Annotated in this window: 15 protein-coding genes and 1 rRNA gene; 2 read left to right on the top strand and 14 right to left on the bottom strand. The window is 48.7% G+C overall.

Annotated elements, in window-relative coordinates; translation table 11 throughout:
* Positions 1-24: 24 nt before the first annotated feature.
* The 6 genes from H3001_RS10540 to H3001_RS10515 all read right to left on the bottom strand — a co-directional run bounded on the left by H3001_RS10540 (position 25) and on the right by H3001_RS10515 (position 7,290).
* The gene (locus H3001_RS10540; protein WP_181214887.1) at positions 25-1,962 is read right to left on the bottom strand and encodes an ABC-F family ATP-binding cassette domain-containing protein; all 1,938 of its coding nucleotides are present in this window, start codon (positions 1,960-1,962) and stop codon (positions 25-27) included.
* A gap of 154 nt (positions 1,963-2,116) precedes the next feature.
* Positions 2,117-3,388, bottom strand: a complete 1,272-nt coding sequence (locus H3001_RS10535) for an adenylosuccinate synthase (protein ID WP_178243397.1) — start codon at positions 3,386-3,388, stop codon at positions 2,117-2,119.
* 24 nt (positions 3,389-3,412) lie between these two features.
* Complete coding sequence (locus H3001_RS10530; protein WP_178243413.1) at positions 3,413-3,874, bottom strand: Fur family transcriptional regulator; 462 nt, start codon at positions 3,872-3,874, stop codon at positions 3,413-3,415.
* Positions 3,875-3,984: 110 nt separating this feature from the next.
* A complete protein-coding gene (locus H3001_RS10525; RefSeq protein ID WP_181214899.1) occupies positions 3,985-4,650 on the bottom strand; it encodes a DNA alkylation repair protein in 666 nt (221 codons plus the stop codon).
* A 61-nt stretch (positions 4,651-4,711) separates the two neighbouring features.
* The gene (locus H3001_RS10520) at positions 4,712-6,691 is read right to left on the bottom strand and encodes a dipeptidyl peptidase 3 (RefSeq protein WP_246368555.1); all 1,980 of its coding nucleotides are present in this window, start codon (positions 6,689-6,691) and stop codon (positions 4,712-4,714) included.
* A 131-nt stretch (positions 6,692-6,822) separates the two neighbouring features.
* A complete protein-coding gene (locus H3001_RS10515; protein ID WP_178243416.1) occupies positions 6,823-7,290 on the bottom strand; it encodes a helix-turn-helix domain-containing protein in 468 nt (155 codons plus the stop codon).
* 222 nt (positions 7,291-7,512) lie between these two features.
* On the opposite strand from H3001_RS10515, the gene recQ reads away from it, so the two are divergent.
* Positions 7,513-9,354: a DNA helicase RecQ gene (gene recQ, locus H3001_RS10510; RefSeq protein ID WP_181214897.1), complete on the top strand. Its 1,842-nt coding sequence runs from the start codon at positions 7,513-7,515 to the stop codon at positions 9,352-9,354.
* Positions 9,355-9,364: 10 nt separating this feature from the next.
* Here the strand turns inward: recQ and H3001_RS10505 are convergent, their stop codons facing one another.
* Positions 9,365-10,186 carry a tetratricopeptide repeat protein gene (locus tag H3001_RS10505; RefSeq protein ID WP_178243398.1) on the bottom strand — a complete coding sequence of 274 codons (822 nt, stop codon included), beginning with the start codon at positions 10,184-10,186 and terminating at the stop codon, positions 9,365-9,367.
* 217 nt (positions 10,187-10,403) lie between these two features.
* On the opposite strand from H3001_RS10505, the gene msrA reads away from it, so the two are divergent.
* Complete coding sequence (gene msrA / locus H3001_RS10500; RefSeq protein WP_181214886.1) at positions 10,404-10,889, top strand: peptide-methionine (S)-S-oxide reductase MsrA; 486 nt, start codon at positions 10,404-10,406, stop codon at positions 10,887-10,889.
* Positions 10,890-10,978: 89 nt separating this feature from the next.
* On the opposite strand, the gene leuB is transcribed toward msrA, so the two are convergent.
* The 7 genes from leuB to rrf form a co-directional block, all read right to left on the bottom strand.
* Complete coding sequence (leuB, locus tag H3001_RS10495; RefSeq protein ID WP_181214885.1) at positions 10,979-12,046, bottom strand: 3-isopropylmalate dehydrogenase; 1,068 nt, start codon at positions 12,044-12,046, stop codon at positions 10,979-10,981.
* Positions 12,047-12,067: 21 nt separating this feature from the next.
* Positions 12,068-13,609 (bottom strand): alpha-isopropylmalate synthase regulatory domain-containing protein, encoded by a 1,542-nt coding sequence (locus H3001_RS10490; protein ID WP_178243401.1) that lies wholly within the window; start codon positions 13,607-13,609, stop codon positions 12,068-12,070.
* 40 nt (positions 13,610-13,649) lie between these two features.
* Positions 13,650-14,249 (bottom strand): 3-isopropylmalate dehydratase small subunit, encoded by a 600-nt coding sequence (gene leuD, locus H3001_RS10485; protein WP_178243402.1) that lies wholly within the window; start codon positions 14,247-14,249, stop codon positions 13,650-13,652.
* 12 nt (positions 14,250-14,261) lie between these two features.
* Positions 14,262-15,659 (bottom strand): 3-isopropylmalate dehydratase large subunit, encoded by a 1,398-nt coding sequence (gene leuC / locus H3001_RS10480; RefSeq protein ID WP_181214884.1) that lies wholly within the window; start codon positions 15,657-15,659, stop codon positions 14,262-14,264.
* 27 nt (positions 15,660-15,686) lie between these two features.
* Positions 15,687-17,183, bottom strand: a complete 1,497-nt coding sequence (locus H3001_RS10475) for a 2-isopropylmalate synthase (RefSeq protein WP_178243404.1) — start codon at positions 17,181-17,183, stop codon at positions 15,687-15,689.
* Between the two features lie 277 nt (positions 17,184-17,460).
* A complete protein-coding gene (gene pncB, locus H3001_RS10470) occupies positions 17,461-18,630 on the bottom strand; it encodes a nicotinate phosphoribosyltransferase (RefSeq protein WP_181214883.1) in 1,170 nt (389 codons plus the stop codon).
* A gap of 362 nt (positions 18,631-18,992) precedes the next feature.
* Positions 18,993-19,093: ribosomal RNA gene (rrf, locus tag H3001_RS10460) — 5S ribosomal RNA — on the bottom strand; the annotation flags it as partial.

The following is a 19,093-nucleotide window of genomic DNA, read 5'->3' as shown; positions in this document are numbered from 1 at the left end:
AGTAACTTTCGTATTTTCAAAAGATTATCCTTTCAGTTCTTCCAGTTCCAGCAATACGGTCTCCCATTCTTCCTCAGCCTTAGCCACCTGCTGTTTCAACTGCTGATGACGCTCATACAGTTTCATGTCGGAAGCTCCTTCGGGAGTAGCCATCTGCTCCTCCACTGCCTGAATTTCCTGTTCCAGACGGGAGATACTGTCCTCACAGTCGGCCACCTGCTTTTCCAGTTTACGGATTTTCTTGTTCTGCTCTTTCTGGGCCTCGTACGACAACTTGTTTTCGCTGACAGGAGCTGCTGCTTCCTTGGCCGACTGTGTTGCAGGCGACTGAGACAGCTGCAGTTCATTCAGGCTCTCCATTTTCTTTTTCTGAAGGAAATCATAAATGCCGCCGATGTGCTCCTTGACCACTCCTCCGCCAAACTCGTAGACTTTGGTTACCAGTCCGTCCAGGAACTCACGGTCGTGCGAAACCACAATCACCGTTCCGTCGAAATCCCGGATGGCCTCTTTCAACACATCCTTCGACCGCATGTCAAGATGGTTGGTCGGCTCGTCCAGTATCAGGAAGTTTACCGGTTCAAGCAGCAGCTTGATCATCGCCAGACGGCTCCGTTCTCCTCCGGAAAGCACCTTGACCTTCTTGTCGGAGGCCTCTCCTCCAAACATAAAGGCTCCCAGAATGTCCCGGATCTTCAGACGGATATCTCCCTTGGCTACCTGATCAATCGTATCGAATACAGTCAGATTCTCATCCAGCAGCTGTGCCTGGTTCTGGGCAAAATAACCGATCTGTACATTATGTCCGATAACCAGTTTTCCCTCAAAAGGAATCTGGTCCATGATGCACTTCACCAAGGTAGACTTACCTTCACCGTTCTTGCCGACAAAGGCAACCTTCTCGCCCCGGTTGATGGTCAGTGTCACGTCGTGGAAGACCACATGGTTGCCATAAGCCTTTTTCACCCCTTCGCAAATGACCGGATAATTTCCCGAGCGCATGGCCGGCGGGAACTTCAGCCGTAACGTAGAGGTATCTTCTTCGTCAATCTCAATCGGAACAATTTTTTCCAACTGCTTGATGCGGCTCTGCACCTGTACAGCCTTCGTTGCCTTGTAGCGGAACCGTTCGATGAATTCTTCCGTATCCTTAATCTCTTTCTGCTGGTTCTCATACGCACGGAGCTGCTGTTCACGACGTTCCTTGCGCAAGACCACAAACTCATCGTAAGGTACCTTATAGTCGTAGATATGACCACAGGATATCTCAATCGTACGGTTGGTGACATTGTTGATAAAGGCCCTGTCGTGACTGACCAGCACAACGGCTCCCGGACTCATCTTCAGGAAATTCTCGAGCCACTGGATACTTTCAATGTCCAAATGGTTGGTCGGCTCATCGAGCAGCAGCACGTCCGGACGGCGCAACAACAGTTTGGCCAGTTCGATACGCATACGCCATCCGCCGCTGAACTCACTGGTAGGCCGGTCGAAGTCGGAACGGTCAAATCCCAGTCCGGTAAGCGTCCGCTCAATCTCAGCCCGGTAATTGGTTCCTCCCATCATCAGGAAACGCTCATTATCGTGAGTGAAGCGGTCAATCAGTTCATGATACTCCTCCGAATCGTAATCCGTACGGTCGGCCAGTTCCTGATTCATCCGTGCCAGCCGGTCCTGCAATTCAAAAATATGCTCGAAAGCCATCTCGGCCTCAGCCATGACCGTGCGTGTGTCACTCAGAATCATCACCTGGGGCAGATAACCGATGGTTACCCCACGCTGTACCGCAACGGTACCCTCCGTAGGCGACTGCAGGCCGGAGAGAATCTTCAGCATGGTCGATTTACCGGCTCCATTCTTTCCTACCAGCGCAATGCGGTCCTTCTTATTGATGACAAACGAAACATCCTGAAACAAAGGAGTTACTCCAAATTCAACTTTTAATCCTTCTACTGAAATCATGGGAGTGATACTAAATTAATCAGATAAGGGATACTAATTCAATAACTGGTTCATAATTTATACAAGAAAGGACCTCGTTAACATACGCTGATGCCAACCAGATCCTTTCCTTGATTATCTATCAGACCTTGGCAGCCTTGGCGGCTCCCTCAGTTTATTCTTCGGTATAACGTTCGATGGTCTGAGCGCGGTCAGGACCTACTGATACAATCTTGATCGGAGTTTCCAACTGTTCTTCCAGGAATGAGATGTATGCATTGAATTCTTCAGGGAATTCATCTTCGCTTGTCATCTTGGTCATGTCAGTCTTCCATCCCGGCAATTCTACGTATACAGGTTCTACACCTTCTGTAATATCGTATGGGAAGTAGTCGATTTCCTCACCGTTCACCTTGTAAGCCACGCAAGCCTTGATGGTATCGAAGCCGTCCAGCACATCGCTCTTCATCAGGATAAGCTGAGTTACTCCGTTAACCATGATGGAATAGCGCAAAGCCACCAGGTCAATCCATCCGCAACGGCGTTCACGACCAGTTACTGCTCCATATTCATGTCCGAGGTCACGGATAGTCTTTCCGGTTTCATCGAACAATTCAGTCGGGAACGGACCCGATCCGACACGAGTACAGTAAGCCTTCATGATTCCGTATACCTCACCGATCTTGTTCGGACCAAGTCCCAGACCGGTACAAGCTCCCGCACAAATCGTATTTGAAGAAGTCACAAACGGATAAGAACCGAAATCAACATCCAGCATCGTACCCTGTGCACCTTCGCACAATACGCTCTTGCCTTCTTTCAGCAGGCCGTTGATTTCATGTTCACTGTCTACCAGCGGGAAAGTACGGAGGTATTCGATACCTTCCATCCACTGTTTTTCCAGTTCGGTAATGTCATATTCGTAATTCAGGCTCTTCAGGATCTGCTCGTGACGTGCCTTGGCAGCCGCATACTTGGCTTCGAAATTATGCAGGATATCTCCTACACGCAGACCGTTACGGCTCACTTTATCAGTATAAGTCGGTCCGATACCCTTTCCGGTAGTTCCTACCTTGGCAGCACCTTTGGCAGCCTCATAGGCAGCATCCAGGATACGGTGAGTCGGCAGAATCAGATGCGCTTTCTTTGAGATGTGCAAACGTTCCTTCAACGGATGTCCGCTGGCCTCCAGTGCTTCGGCCTCTGCCTTGAACAGTGAAGGGTCCAATACAACTCCATTACCGATGATATTCACCTTATTTCCCTGAAATATTCCCGACGGAATAGAACGGAGCACATATTTCTGTCCTTCAAACTCCAGAGTATGGCCCGCATTAGGTCCTCCTTGGAAACGGGCAACTACATCGTAGCGCGGAGTCAATACATCCACTACTTTACCTTTACCTTCGTCGCCCCATTGCAAACCTAACAAAACATCTACTTTCATGATTCTTCAGTTTTTATATAAAATCTATTTGTTTTTCTTTCGTTTTGCCACCATACACTTGCTGCACAGACCGTAAATATACAGCGAATAATGAGAAGCATGGAATCCCCTCTGCTTTGTCTGGGCCACTGCCTGCTTCAGGGTCTCGTCCTCGAATTCAGAAACCTTTCCGCAAGAAGTGCAAATCATATGATGGTGTGTTTCATTATTGTATGAACGTTCATACTGAGAAGTATTGCCAAACTGATGCTTGATGACCAGCCCCGCATCAATCAGCAAGATAATGGTGTTATACAGCGTAGCCCGGCTGACCCGGAACTTTTCCTTTTCCGCCATATAGGAATACAGCGTGTCAATGTCGAAATGCCCCTTGATGGAATAAATAGTTTCAAGTATAGCATAGCGTTCAGGCGTCTTACGATGCCCGTTCTTCTGCAGATAATCTGTCAGAATCTGCTTTACTTTATCTTTTATCTGTTCTTCCATCGGTTCATTACATTCAGGGTTCAAAGTTACTCTTTTTTATGTAAACAGAAAAGTTCTCGCCATTAAATTCTATCAAAAGGCCTCATTCAGGTTTCAGGGAAATACTTCTTTTACGCCATTTCGATTTCCGCCTTTATTTCATCCAGACATCCGGCCAGTTCCGGACCTGCATTTTTGGCTGCCGCACCCAGCATCTTGCCCAAGGTCTTGCGGTTGTCACGCGACTGCAGTCCGAATTTACACAAGGCCAGCACCGCACTCTTCCGTACCCGGAAAGACTCGTCTTCCAGGGCCGTAAAAGCCTGGTCGAGGAATTCCGCCTCTGCCCGCTCGCTCAGTTTCATTTTCTTCATCAGCAGGCGCGCCATCAGCAAAAAGCCGCACAACTGAAAATACTCACGTCCGTCGGCCATCCAGCAGAAAGCCGATTCGGAAGCATAAGGCAGGTACTGGAAAAGGTTCATCACGGCATATTCGGCCAGTTCGAGATACTGCATATCCTCAACCCATATTTCCGCAATTTCCGGATAAAATGTATCGGCCGGCTGCAACAGGGTTGCCATGATCTTGCACTCACGGATGTTTTCCTTCCAGAGAGCCTGGGCCAACTGATGGTCTTTCGGATAACGCTGCGCAATCTCCTTGATGCGCGGATATTCAATTCCAAAATTCAATTTATATCCCATCCCCTTCTCCCGCATGCTCTGAGAGATCACTCCGTTCATGAACAGACGGAACTGCGACTTGATGTCGCGGATGGTATCATGTATCTGTATATTTTCCATTCTTTTCTTTTCAATCTTTTCAACATCTGTTTTCCACTATCCGGCTGCCGGTTCAACAGCTCACCCCTACCGGCAAGTTGTCATAATCGCGTCCGTAACGAAGCATCTGCTCTGCATACCCTTCGGTATACGATACGGTCACATCCGTAATCTTTCCAGCCTCATCGGTCACTGCCGTATATACCGGATTGATAAATCCCTTATAAGGAGCCAGGTTCAGTTTCCGGTAACGGTCAAGCACCTCGGCATGCAGCAACGGATCCACCTGTACGCCATACTGCTCAACCAACTGACGTGCAGCCTCAAAATCACCCTCGCTCTTGATGCGCTGAATCTCTGCCAGAAGTTCACCGAAAAGCGCACGCAGCCGGACATAATCATTGATCCGGACAAAACTTTTTCCATCCACTTTCACGATTTCTACAGCCTTGTCTGCCTTACTGTGCTCCAACGCCCATCGGGCAATCAGCTGCCGGTTGCGCATGTGCGCCTCCTCCACATTACATCCCGGTTCGATGCGCACCAGCTGAGTCATCAGTCCGTTCATCATATAGCCGTAATACTCGGCCTTATATGCCTCAGCATCCGGTACCAGTCCCAGTGCAACCATCTTTGCATCCGGCAGATAATACAGTCCGAACAAGTCGGCCCGAGCCTCTTCCACCGTAGCCCCGTAAGCCTTCAGCGCATCCGGATCCACTCCCGGCAACAGTTTGCCCGATCCGTGTCCCAGACACTCGTGCAAATCGGTATGCAAGTCATCCGTAATATCCGAATAACGGTCCATCAGTTCATGCTCCACATCGCTGTACACAAACTCCTGACGGAAGCCGTTTCCGCGTGCCGCCTGACTGTACGCTTCGGTCAGGTTGCCGATGGTCACCGACTTCGATCCGTGTACACTCCGGATCCAGTTGGAGTTGGGCAGGTTGATACCGATGGCACTTGCCGGATAAAGATCTCCCGCCAGTATGGCCGCTGTAATCACTTTCGCCGAAACCCCTTTCACACACTCCTTCTTAAAGCGTGCGTCTACCGGAGAATGATCTTCGAACCACTGTGCCTCGCTGCTGATTATTTCCGTACGGCGAGTAGCCTCCAGGTCCTTGAAATTGACAATAGACTCCCAGCTGGCCTTCATTCCCAGCGGATCCCCGTAGGTTTCGATAAATCCGTTCACAAAGTCCACTCTTGAGTCCACGTCTTTCAGCCAGGCGATGGAATACGCATCAAACTCCTTCAGGTCACCGCTGCGGTAAAAACCGATCAAAAGCGCAATCACCTTACGCTGCGCCTCGTTCTCCGCAACCTCCATGGCTTTTTCGAGCCATCCGATGATTTTCACGATGGGCTCCGAATACATACCGCCTACCTTCCAGACCTCTTCCTCGAGTTTACCGTCTTTCTTGACAAGCCGGCTGTTCATTCCATACATCACCGGTTCCGTATCTTCCGCATCCTTCATGCCGGCATAGAAAGCCTCCGCCTCTTCCTGCGTCACTCCCTCGTAATAATTGGCGGCAGAAGTCTGCAGCAAATCCTCTCCGTCTGCCTGATTGACCCGCTTCGGCATTACCGACGGATCGAACATCACCGGGAATAAGGTTGCGTACATAGCCTCCCGGCTTTCTCCCTCACGCAACGGCAACAAGGCCTCATCCAGTCCGTCCAGTATTCCCTTCAGATAACTTTCGGAAAAACCGGGAACAAACTTATCGCATGAATAGTGATGATGGATGCCGCTGGCAAACCATACCCGCTTCAGGTACACCTCCAAAGCCTTGAACTCCTCAGTGGTGCGGTCGCCCTCAAAATGCAGATAGGCCGCTTCCAGCAAATGCCTGATCTGCAGATTATACTTTCCGTTCTGGTCGAAAAGAATATCCCTTCCCTCCAGGGCAGCCTGAGAGAGGTAATAAATCAGTTCCTTCTGCTTCAGGGACAACTCCTCAAAGCCCGGAACGCGGTACCGGAGAATCTGCAAATCGGCAAATTGCTCCACTACATAGTCGAATGTATCTTTAGTCATCATTTCGGTCTCAATTTTAAGTTCTACACTACACTGTTTTCGATGGAATTTTCAGAAAAAAAATCACCCAGAGAAGAACAAGCCGGATGGCCTTCTCGCTCTGAGTGATAAAAAAAATGCTCAATTATTGCGTATTATTTACTTTCCAGTTTGCGCTTACGGTAACCGTTTGGAGTCTCCCCCATGTTTTTATAAAAAGCCGCATAAAACGACTGCCGATTAGCAAAACCGACCATTGCACTGATTTCCTCTATGTTCTTTTCCACATAGCGTTTGTCAACCAGCAGATGCAACGCATCCTTTATCCGGTATTCATTCACCAAGCAAGAATAGTTCATTCCAAAGCGAGAGTTTATCACCGCCGACAAATAGCGAGTATTCGTCTGCAACTCCTTAGCCAAATCCTTCGCCGAATAATTGGGATCCTTATATTTTTTCTGCAGCACGATGATATTCATGATTTTATCATATAATTCATCTGCCAACTCAGCACGAATCATCTCTCGATAGGCCGCGCTCTTCATACTCGTATCACGCAAATTATAAGGCCTCTTTACTGCCGACTTGTCCAAGCCTACAGTTACTTCATTTTCATCCCTCATCTGTCTGTTCATTTGTCTTTCTAAAAAATCCGTCTTTATATTTAAATACAAATTTCATAAGACTTTTTCTATTTTACAATAAAATCCGGTTTCTTTTTACATAAAAAAACAAAAAAAGGCAGGACTTCCTTCCATTTTTATATTTATGCATGAAAATACATCTACTTTTTAAACTTAATGGAAAGTTTCAGCTATCTTTGCGCCACGATATTGAAACATATGATACTCAAAACGCTCAAATCTTATTTCGGATATACTCACTTTCGCCCTTTACAGGAAGAAATCATTTCTCAGATTCTGGCACACAAAGACACTTTAGTACTAATGCCCACCGGTGGCGGGAAATCCATCTGCTACCAGTTGCCGGCCCTGCTGATGCCGGGAACAGCCATCGTGGTATCTCCCCTCATCTCACTGATGAAAGACCAGGTGGAAGCCTTACAGGCCAACGGCATCATTGCCCGTGCCCTGAACAGTACCAATGATGAGACGACGAATGCCAACATCCGTTTCGAATGCCGTCAGGGAAGAGTAAAATTATTGTATATTTCTCCGGAAAGACTGCTGGCCGAAGTCAACTTCCTGCTGAAAGACATCCAGCTATCGCTCTTCGCCATCGACGAAGCCCACTGCATCTCTCAGTGGGGGCACGATTTCCGCCCGGAATATACCCAGCTGAAGGTTTTGAGGTCCCAATTTCCGCAGGTACCGATAGTGGCCCTGACCGCTACGGCCGACAAGATTACCCGGCAGGACATCATCACCCAGCTGGCGATGAGACAACCTCAAATTTTCGTGTCACCTTTCGACCGCCCGAACCTGAGCCTCACCGTCAAGCGAGGCTATCAGCAAAAAGAAAAGATACGTACCATCATCGAATTCATCCGGCGTCATAAAAACGAAAGCGGAATCATTTACTGCATGAGCCGGAACAATACGGAGAAAGTGGCAGAGATACTGGAGAACCAGGGAATAGAAACCGCCGTATACCATGCCGGACTCAGTACGGCTGCACGCGAGCTGGCGCAAGACGACTTCATCAACGACCGGGTACAGGTAATCTGTGCCACCGTAGCCTTCGGAATGGGCATCGACAAATCGAACGTGCGGTGGATCATTCATTACAACCTTCCGAAAAGCATCGAAAGTTTCTATCAGGAAATCGGCCGTGCAGGAAGAGACGGACTGAAAGGAGAAACCTTGCTGTTTTATTCACTGGGAGATATCGTGCTTCTGTCCAAGTTTGCCTCCGAAAGCAACCAGCAGGAAATCAACCTTGAGAAACTGAAACGGATGCAGCAATATGCCGAAGCAGACATTTGCCGCAGAAGAATCCTGCTGAATTATTTCGGAGAAACCATGGATCACGACTGCGGCAACTGTGACGTATGCCGAAATCCTCCCGAGCGCTTCGACGGAACCATCATCGTACAGAAGGCCCTGAGCGCCATCGTACGGACCGACCAGCGTATCGGAACCAGTCTGCTCATCGACATTCTCAGGGGGAGTGCTACCCAGGAGATCCTCGAAAGAGGATACGATAAACTGAAAACCTACGGAGTGGGACGGGACATTCCCGCCAAGGACTGGAACGACTACCTGTTGCAGATGCTGAATCTGGGATATTTTGAAATAGCCTATAACGAAAACAACCATCTGAAAATTACGGAAGCCGGAAAAAACGTACTCTATGGAAAAGAGCCGGCCTGGATGGTAGTCATCAAGCGGAAAGAACAGGAAGACTTCAGCGTAGCCCACAGACAGACAGGCCGGAGAGGCATTTCCAGTGGAAATAAGACCGAAATGCCGGTACTCACCCCCATGGAATTTGAGAACGAAGACCCTTACCTGTTCGAAGAACTGCGACTGCTGCGGAAAAAGCTCGCCGACCAGCAAGCCATCCCAGCCTACATCGTACTCTCCGACAAGGTACTTCATCTGCTGGCCTCCATCAAGCCGGCGACCCTGGAAGCCTTCGGAGAAATCAGCGGTATCGGAGAATACAAAAAAGAAAAATACGGAAAAGACTTCATACAAGTCATCCGTCTGTTTCTGAAGCAATGAGCCGTTCTTCTCAACGGCACTGCTTCAGTTTCTCCATCACCTCCGCACGCGGAACCCCCAGTTCCACAGCCTGCTCATACGCCTTGCGCGCCTCACTCTTCCGCTTCAGCTGCAGCAGCACATCCCCTATGACCAGACAGGCATCCGTATCCTTCGGGTCCAGCTGCATCACCTTCTGCAGGTCGAGCAAAGCCATCTCCCCCTGTCCCTGTTCCAGTTCGATGTTTGCCCGCATTTTCAGGCAGGAAGTATCCTCCGGGAAATCCGTCACCAGCAAGTTCAGCAAGTCAAGTGCCGCCGTATACTTTCCCTCCTTCTGGTTCAGCACAGCCAGTCCGAGCCGAGCCTCCCGGTGCTTGAAGTCCGTTGCCAAAATCGTATTATAATCAATTCTGGCCTCTTTATACTGCCGGCGGTCCATGTAAATATAAGCACGGAACAAGCGCGCCTCCAGATTCTCCGGTATCAGGTCGATGACATTACAATAATCCACATAAGCCTTGTCCAGCAAGCCCATTTCCAGATAAAGCGCCGCCCGGTTCAGCAGCATCGCCGTAGAATAAGGAGTAATGTTCAATGCCAGCGTATACGACTCGATGGCCTCCTTGTTCTTTCCCATACGCTTCTGCACGGTTCCCAGGTTGGAGAACAGCAACGCATTGCGGGCGTTCGAAGGATCCATTTTCAAAGCCTGCTGAAAAAGGACTTCCGCCTGTTGCAGACTGTCCTTCAGCGTATAATCCATCGCCCGTTCCACCAGTTCATTGTAAGATTGGGCACTTGCTATTCCGGCCAGGCAGAAACCGAGCCATACACAAAGCGGTCTTTTCATAAATTTCCAGTAAGATGATGATTGACAAAATGATTTTCGGCAAAAATAATGTTTTCTCTCCGACAATGCCTTTTCTGTTAACATAAAATGAGAAGAGAAATCCTAAAATAAAAGAAACATTAATAAAGTCGGTAAATACATGCTGAGACTTCCCTGCAATTTTGTAAATTTGGTCCTGCAACTTAATTACTAAACTCATATAAAAAATCCGAATGACATGAGAAAAGAACAAGCCATATTTGCCTGCGGATGTTTCTGGGGTGCACAATATCAGTTTGAGAGAATCAAAGGTGTCCTGCGTTCCACAGTCGGCTATATCGGCGGAGAAAAGGAAAACCCGTCGTATCAGGAAGTCAAGGCCCATACCACCGGTCATGCCGAAGCCACACAGGTAGAGTTTGACCCCAAGCAGGTGTCATATACCGATCTCTGTAAAGTATTTTTCGAGATACACGACCCGGCACAGACCGACGGACAAGGTCCCGATATCGGTCCGCAGTACCGGAGTGAGATATTCTACCTCAACGAAACCCAGAAGCAGGAAGCAGAAGCGGTAATCGATATCCTGCGCCAAAAAGGATATGAAGTGAATACCCGGCTGACCCCAGCCACCACCTTCTGGGAGGCAGAAGACTATCATCAGCATTATTATGAGAAGACCGGTGGAGAACCCTATTGCCACATACGGATCAAGAAGTTCTGAAACCGTCCTCTTTCCCTCGCCCATCTGTAAAGGCATAAAAACAAGTCGGGCTGTATGAATGAAAAAACTCATACAGCCCGACCTTCTTTTTATTCGGCGCAATTACGAATATAATTTACAATCCATTCTCCAACTTCACGTGTTCCGTAGCGTGCTCCGCCTTCCACCTGTATTTCAGGCGTACGGACACAGGCATCCAGTGAAGCATCCACCGCCTTGCGGATCAAAGCACCTTCTGACTTGCAATCAAAATATTCGAACAGCATAGCCACCGACAAAATCTGGGCCAGCGGATTGGCAATGTTCAGTCCCTTAGCCTGCGGCCACGAACCATGAATCGGTTCAAACACCGGTGTACTCTCTCCCGTAGAAGCCGAAGGAAGCAATCCCATCGACCCGCTGATGCAAGATCCCTCATCCGTCAGGATATCGCCGAACGTATTCTCGGTCACCATCACGTCAAAGAAAGTCGGTTCCTGAATCATGCGCATGGCTGCATTATCGACAAACATATAATCGGTAGTCACTTCCGAATACTGAGGAGCCATCTCCTGGGCAATCTGCCGCCACAGACGTGACGATGCCAGCACATTGGCCTTATCCACTACAGTCAGGTGCTTGCGGCGTTTCATGGCATATTCAAATCCCACCTTCAGGATCCGTTCAATTTCAGGACGGGTATAATAGTTCGTATCATACGCCTTGTCATTGTCCTGATACTTCTCACCGAAATACATACCTCCCGTCAGTTCCCGGATGCAAAGGAAATCGGCTCCCTCTACCAGTTCGGCACGCAACGGCGACTTGTGCAACAGACATTTGAAAGTCTGTACCGGACGGATATTCGCAAACAGTCCGAGTTTCTTACGCATGGCCAGCAGCCCCTGTTCCGGACGCACCTTGGCAGTCGGGTCATTGTCATATTTCGGGTCACCTACCGCCGAAAACAATACAGCATCCGCCTCCTTACAGATCCGGAACGTCTCTTCCGGAAAAGGATCTCCTACCTTATCAATGGCATCCGCGCCACAGATAGCATATTCATAACTCACCTGATGTCCAAATTTCTCACATACGGCGTTCATGACCGCTACTCCCTGTACCGAGATTTCCGGTCCGATGCCGTCACCAGCCAAAACAGCTATTTTAAAGTTCATAGTTTCTGTATCTTATAAATATTAGATTTCAATTGTTTGTTCTTCAATGATGTTCAGCATCTTGATGGTTGCCTTGATGGCCGCCTCCGTCTGGTCGGCATCCAGTCCCCGCGTACGGAACTCCCTGTCTTCATAGTTCCAGGTAATGACAGTCTGCACAAACGCATCCGTACGCCCACCGGGCGGAATACTTACCGCATAATTTACCAGCATCGGAAATTTCCGCTTAAGGGTTCCCTTGTAAATCTTCCGCAGGGCCCGCACAAAGGCATCATACTGTCCGTCACCGGACGAACTTTCCTGAAACGTCTGCCCGTTGATTTCGATGCTCAAGGTAGCCATCGGCTTCAGTCCCTGTGCCAGCGTGACAAAATAACTCAACAAGCGCACCTTATTATTGGCTCCGTCATGCTTCAGCACATCGGAGATGATGTAAGGCAAATCCTCCTGCGTAACCAGTTCTTTCCGGTCGCCCAGTTCGATAATCCTTTCGGTCACTTTCCGCATCGACTCCTCATCCAGTTCCAGTCCCAGTCCTTCCAGGTTTTTCCGGATATTCGCCTTTCCCGAGGTCTTTCCGAGCGCATATTCACGCACCCTACCAAAACGCTCAGGCAGCAAGTCATTGCAGTAAAGGTTATTCTTGTTGTCACCGTCGGCATGTACCCCCGCCACCTGCGTAAAGACGCTGTCACCCACAATGGGCTTATTGGCCGGGATAGTCACTCCCGAATACGACTCTACCAGGCGGCTCACGTCGTTCAACTTGCTCTCGTCGATGTGCGTAATGGCGTGAAAATGGTCTTTCAAAATTGCCTGCACACTTGCCAGCGGTGCATTTCCCGCGCGCTCTCCCAGTCCGTTGATGGTCGTATGAAGTCCTTTCACCCCACTCAGTACGGCAGCCAGCACATTACTAACCGCCAGGTCATAATCGTTATGAGCATGGAAGTCGAAATGCAGTTCCGGATAACGCTTCTTCATCTTCCGCATGAACTCGATGACCTGCAGCGGATTGAGAATTCCCAGCGTATCGGGCAACATGAAACGACGGATACCGCAGTCCTTCAGCCCGTCGACCAGGCGGAATACATAGTCCGGAGAATCCTTCATTCCATTGCTCCAGTCCTCCAGGTACACATTGACATCCATCCCCTTTTCCCGGGCATAGGCTACCACCTTCTTGATATCGGCCACATGCTCGTCGCAGCTCTTCTTGAGCTGGAAACGGCAATGCTTTTCCGACCCCTTGGTCAGCAGGTTCACCACCCGGCAACCGGCATTGTAAATCCAGTCGACCGACACATTGTTGTCAACAAATCCCAACACTTCCACCCGAGGTAACAAGTCCCGTTTTGCTGCCCACTCACAAATCATTTTCACGGCATTAAACTCCCCTTCCGACACACGTGCAGAAGCAACCTCAATGCGGTCTATCTTCAAATCTTCCAACAACAAACGAGCAATCATCAACTTTTCATGAGGCACGAACGATACACCACTGGTCTGTTCGCCATCACGCAAAGTGGTATCCATTATCTCAATTCTCGGATGATTATTCATAAAAATCAGTTTATCTTATTATCTACTCTCAGGCAGTTGCTTATCGGCCCTGCCCTTTTTCATAAGCCTCAATTTTGTCTTTGTTCTCTACCAGGAAATCGATGTCGTCCAGCCCGTTCATCAGGCAGTGTTTCTTATAGGCATTGATTTCAAATGTCTCCGAATGTCCGGTAGCCAGGTTGGTAATGGTCTGCTCCGGCAAGTTGACTTCCACTTCTGTCTTCGGATTGGCATAAATCGAATCAAACAGTTCCTGAAGGAAGGCCTCGCTGACCACCACCGGAAGCACAAAGTTATTCAGTTCATTGTTCTTGTGGATATCGGCAAAGAAACTCGAAACCACCACCCGGAAGCCGTAGCCCGCAATGGCCCATGCCGCATGTTCACGACTGGATCCGCTGCCGAAGTTCTTGCCCGCCACAAGAATCTGTCCGCTATAAGTCGGATCGTTCAGGACAAAATCCTTATTGAGGGAACCGTCGGGATGATAGCGCCAGTCGCGGAACAGGTTGTCTCCAAAAAATTTATCTTCGCGTGTGGTCGCCTTCAAAAAACGCGCCGGAATAATCTGGTCGGTATCCACATTCTCCAAAGGCAAAGGAATACATGTACTGGTGAGTATATTGAATTTCTGTTTCATAATCTTTTCTTTTTACATAAGCGTTCTAGGATCGGTAATCACTCCAGTCACGGCTGCCGCAGCTGCCGTCAGCGGACTGGCCAGCAACGTACGGGCACCGGGTCCCTGTCGTCCCTCAAAGTTTCGGTTGCTGGTAGAAACCGAATATTTTCCGGCAGGAATCTTATCATCGTTCATGGCCAGACAAGCCGAACAGCCCGGCTGACGGATTTCGAATCCGGCCTCCGACAAAATCCGGTCGAGACCTTCCTGACGGATCTGTTCTTCCACCATCCACGAGCCGGGTACCAGCCAGGCAGTAATGTGATCGGCCTTCTTTCTTCCTTTCACCAGCGAAGCAAATGCGCGGAAATCCTCGATGCGTCCGTTGGTACAAGCTCCCAGAAAGACATAATCCACCGGTTTGCCCAGCAGTGACTCTCCCGGCCGGAAGCCCATATACTGCATGGACTTGTCGAAAGAAGCCTTTTCTACCTCACCCATACCGTCTGTCAGCGGAATACGGTCCGTAATTGCCATTCCCATACCCGGGTTGGTACCGTAAGTAATCATGGGCTGGATGTCGGCAGCGTCGTAACGCACCTCCTTGTCGAACACCGCATCCTCATCGCTCCGGAGCGTCTTCCAGTAAGCCAGAGCCTTTTCCCATTCCTCACCCTTAGGAGCATACTCACGCCCTTTCAGGTATTCGAAAGTAACCTCATCCGGAGCTACCATACCTCCGCGGGCTCCCATCTCAATGGAAAGATTACAAAGCGTGAGTCGTCCTTCCATGGTCAGTCCGCGGACCGCCTCACCGGCATATTCCACAAAATATCCCGTTGCCCCGCTGGTAGTCATCTTCTCCATCATATAAAGTGCCACATCCTTGGCAGTCACCCCTTTTCCCAGTTGGCCGTCGATGGTAATGCGCATGGTTTTGGGACGAGCCTGCAGGATACACTGCGAAGCCATGACCATCTCCACCTCACTGGTACCGATACCGAAGGCAATGGCCCCCATCGCTCCGTGAGTAGAAGTATGCGAGTCGCCGCACACAATCGTCATTCCCGGAAGCGTCAGTCCTCTTTCCGGCCCCACCACATGGATGATACCGTTCTTCTTGTTCATCATTCCGAAATGCGTCAGACCAAACTCTTCCGCATTCCGTGCCAAGGTATCCACCTGCGCCTTCGATACCGGATCCTCAATCGGCTTGTCCTGGTCGTGTGTCGGAGTATTGTGGTCCGGCATACAGTAAATCTTATCCGGGCGGAAGCATTTCAAGCCTCTCGCACGCAATCCGCTGAAAGCCTGCGGGCTGGTCACCTCGTGGCAGTACAAACGGTCAATATACAGTTGGGTAGGTCCTTCTTCCACTTGCTGCACTACGTGAGCATCCCATATTTTATCAAATAATGTATTCGCCATATTCGTTTTCTTTATGTATTTCTCTCTTTATTTCCGAAATTTATTGATACAGTCGATATAAGCTTCTACAGAAGCTGCGATGATATCGGTATTGGCACCGAAGCCGTAGAACATCTGTCCGTCATATTCCACCTGCATATGCACCTTTCCTACGTCATCACTTCCCTTGCTGATGGCCTGGATGGTAAACTCTTTCAATACCATCTGACGCTTGATAATCTGCTTGACAGCCTTGATGGCAGCATCCACCGGGCCGTTGCCTGTAGCGGCAGCCTCAAAGTGCTCACCCGAGATATTCAGTCCCAGACTGGCAACCGAACGGACTCCTACCCCACTGGTCACCTGCAGGTATTCCAGTTTGATATGGTGGTTCACGTTTCTGTCGGCCCCTGCCAGTACCATGATATCATCGTCGGTGATATCCTTTTTCTTATCCGCCAGTTTCAGGAAGTCCTCGTACACCTTATCCAGTTTTTCCTGGTCCATCTCCACTCCCAGCGCATGCAGGCGGTGCTTCAGTGCCGCACGTCCGCTGCGGGCAGTCAGTACAATGGCATTGTCATCGATACCCACATCCTTCGGGTCGATAATTTCATACGTCTGTACGTTCTTCAGCACACCGTCCTGATGAATTCCCGAAGAGTGTGCAAAAGCGTTGCGTCCTACGATGGCCTTGTTGGGCTGTACCGGCATGTTCATCAGGCTGGAAACCATCCGGCTGGTCGGGTAAATCTTCTGCGTATTGATATTGGTATCGATGTCGATATTATGATGACAGCGCAAGATCATGGCAATTTCCTCGAGCGAAGTATTTCCGGCCCGCTCACCGATACCGTTTACCGTCACTTCCACCTGACGGGCACCGTTCAGGACACCGCTGATGGTATTCGCCGTAGCCATTCCCAGGTCGTTGTGGCAGTGGGTAGACAGAATGGCCTTGTCGATGCCGTCTACGTGATCAATCAGATATTTGATCTTGGCTCCGTATTCTTCCGGAAGGCAATACCCCGTAGTATCCGGAATATTCACCACCGTAGCTCCAGCCTTGATAACGGCTTCCACTACCCGGGCCAGGTATTCATTGTCCGTACGGCCGGCATCCTCCGCATAAAACTCTACATCCTCTACGTACCGGCGTGCATACTTCACTGCTGCCACTGCCCGTTCGATGATTTCCTCACGTGTCGAATTGAATTTATATCTGATATGAGAATCCGATGTACCGATACCGGTATGGATACGCTTGCGCTTGGCATATTTCAATGATTCTGCGGCCACGTCAATGTCTTTCTGTACCGCACGGGTCAGTGCACAGATGGTAGGCCAGGTAACGGCTTTCGAAATTTCGATTACCGAATTGAAATCGCCCGGACTGGAAATAGGGAATCCGGCTTCAATCACATCTACTCCCAGTGCCTCCAACTGTTTGGCTACCTGTATTTTTTCAACCGTATTTAACTGGCAACCGGGGACTTGCTCTCCGTCGCGTAAAGTCGTATCAAAAATAAATAATCTGTCGCTCATATCTTTTGTATTTAAATAGTATCAAAAATAAAAGAGCCTTTCACACCGCAGTGGGAAAGGCTCTATATGGTCAGGTTCATACACTCAGATATACGGGCTCACTTTCCCACCGGATTTACCGATAGAATAATAATCAGACCGCACAGCAGAATATGTATAAACAACGAATTCATTTCTTTCTTTTTTGATTTAACGTTTGCAAAGGTATAGAATAATCTGAAAAAACAAAATAAAATGTCAGTTTTTTACGATTTATGATTATATTTTAATACAATATTTACTCTTTTAACCGCAACTCATACAAGCAAGCTTCTACTTCAGCATTGCTTCCCATGTGTTTTCCCATATCGTCTGACAGTTTGACACATTCCCGCCATTCCTGGTTGACATTCATCTTGCAGCGTGAAAGTTTCATCACAATATTCGACGGTTTGAATCCGGTGTCATTGGTCAGGTTCGTACCGATTCCAAAGGAGCAGCGGATTTTGCCTTTACAATATTCGAAGATATGAAGGGCCTTATCAAAGTCGAGTGCGTTGCTGAAGATAATGGTCTTGGTAGTCGGGTCTATGCCCAGTTCCTTATAGCGCAGGATCAGGCGGTCGATGAATTCAATCTCATCACCGGAGTCACACCGTACCCCGTCAAACAGCTTTGCCTGCTTGCGGCTGAAGTTGGAAAGGAACGAGTCGGAAGTATAGGTATCCGACAAGGCTGTACCCAGGTCCCCATCATATACATTCACCCAGTTTTCGAGTGCCATGTAATTGGCATGTTTGTATCCGAACTGGGCTCCGTGGAACATAAACCATTCGTGAGGATGGGTTCCCATCGGAAGCATATGGTATTTCATCGCAAGGTGACAGTTGGAAGTTCCGGTACAATAATTTGCATGCTCTTTCAAATAAGCCACTACCGTCTCCTGTACGTCGAATGAAAAACGGCGCCGGGTACCGAACTCTGAGAATGGCATGTGATGCTCATTCGAAAGGGCCACCTTTCCGGAAAGACGGTTCAATATTACCTCCTTGTCCGGAATACAGTTGAAAAACTGATTTTTTATTTCGGAGATAATCGCCAGGAGCGGTACTTCATAGAGGGTAACCTTATACATGTAATCCGTCACCTCCATATGAAGATGATGATCCTTGTCCAGGTAAACTTCAATTTTTTCCGGGTCGAAACGGAAAGAGGAAAGCCATTCCCAGTAAACCCTAGGCAAAAAACGGCAGTGCTTGAACATGTGTTCCAGTTCTTCCTTCTGGAGTGCCACCAAGGAAAGGTTGTGAATTTCACTCTTCAGGGCATTGAGAAAACCTTCCGTATATTCTGTCTCGTCTCTATCCTTAAACGAAAATGTGCCTACTGCATTAGGAAATAATTTAATATAGGCATACGAAGTCGTAAATTTATATAAATCTGTATCTAATATTGTTTTTATCACCATAATACACTTATTTATTTCAGCTTTAGTCGTAAAGATACGATATGTTTTTTTATTTCCCTTAACGAACCGTCATTTTTATTGGAAAAAACGCATCAGAAAGATATTTGGAAAAGAGATTCGGGGAAAAAACAGAAAGAGCAATGAAAAAGACGGATAAAGAAGCCGGCAGAAATCCATGCAGCAGAAGAAGGACTCCGCAAGGAACAGATGTCTTACAGGCAGCACAGGCTACACAGGATAGTGATAAAAAAAGGAAGACGAAAGGGAAGCCTATCCAGAGAGCTGCAGAAGCATACCAACCAATCAGAGGTATATAAACAAAAAAATCCCCGGGGCGTTGACCACTCCGGGGATTCTGAATAAAACGGCGACTACCTACTCTCCCACAGTCTGCAGTACCATCGGCGTGACGAAGCTTAACTTCTCTGTTCGGAATGGGAAGAGGTGGAACCTTCGTGCTATA

The sequence above is a fragment of the Phocaeicola faecicola genome (assembly GCF_013618865.1).
Taxonomy (GTDB): Bacteria; Bacteroidota; Bacteroidia; order Bacteroidales; family Bacteroidaceae; genus Phocaeicola; species Phocaeicola faecicola.
Note: the sequence above shows the minus strand (reverse complement) of the source record. Positions and strands in the feature narration are given on the sequence as shown.

Bases quoted from the DNA above. Each gene is read 5' to 3' on its own strand.
- H3001_RS10540 (WP_181214887.1), bottom strand. From the start codon at position 1,962: ATGATTTCAGTAGAAGGATTAAAAGTTGAATTTGGAGTAACTCCTTTG.
- H3001_RS10535 (WP_178243397.1), bottom strand. From the start codon at position 3,388: ATGAAAGTAGATGTTTTGTTAGGTTTGCAATGGGGCGACGAAGGTAAA.
- H3001_RS10530 (WP_178243413.1), bottom strand. From the start codon at position 3,874: ATGGAAGAACAGATAAAAGATAAAGTAAAGCAGATTCTGACAGATTAT.
- H3001_RS10520 (WP_246368555.1), bottom strand. From the start codon at position 6,691: ATGATGACTAAAGATACATTCGACTATGTAGTGGAGCAATTTGCCGAT.
- H3001_RS10515 (WP_178243416.1), bottom strand. From the start codon at position 7,290: ATGAGGGATGAAAATGAAGTAACTGTAGGCTTGGACAAGTCGGCAGTA.
- H3001_RS10505 (WP_178243398.1), bottom strand. From the start codon at position 10,186: ATGAAAAGACCGCTTTGTGTATGGCTCGGTTTCTGCCTGGCCGGAATA.
- msrA (WP_181214886.1), top strand. From the start codon at position 10,404: ATGAGAAAAGAACAAGCCATATTTGCCTGCGGATGTTTCTGGGGTGCA.
- leuB (WP_181214885.1), bottom strand. From the start codon at position 12,046: ATGAACTTTAAAATAGCTGTTTTGGCTGGTGACGGCATCGGACCGGAA.
- H3001_RS10490 (WP_178243401.1), bottom strand. From the start codon at position 13,609: ATGAATAATCATCCGAGAATTGAGATAATGGATACCACTTTGCGTGAT.
- leuD (WP_178243402.1), bottom strand. From the start codon at position 14,249: ATGAAACAGAAATTCAATATACTCACCAGTACATGTATTCCTTTGCCT.
- leuC (WP_181214884.1), bottom strand. From the start codon at position 15,659: ATGGCGAATACATTATTTGATAAAATATGGGATGCTCACGTAGTGCAG.
- H3001_RS10475 (WP_178243404.1), bottom strand. From the start codon at position 17,183: ATGAGCGACAGATTATTTATTTTTGATACGACTTTACGCGACGGAGAG.
- pncB (WP_181214883.1), bottom strand. From the start codon at position 18,630: ATGGTGATAAAAACAATATTAGATACAGATTTATATAAATTTACGACT.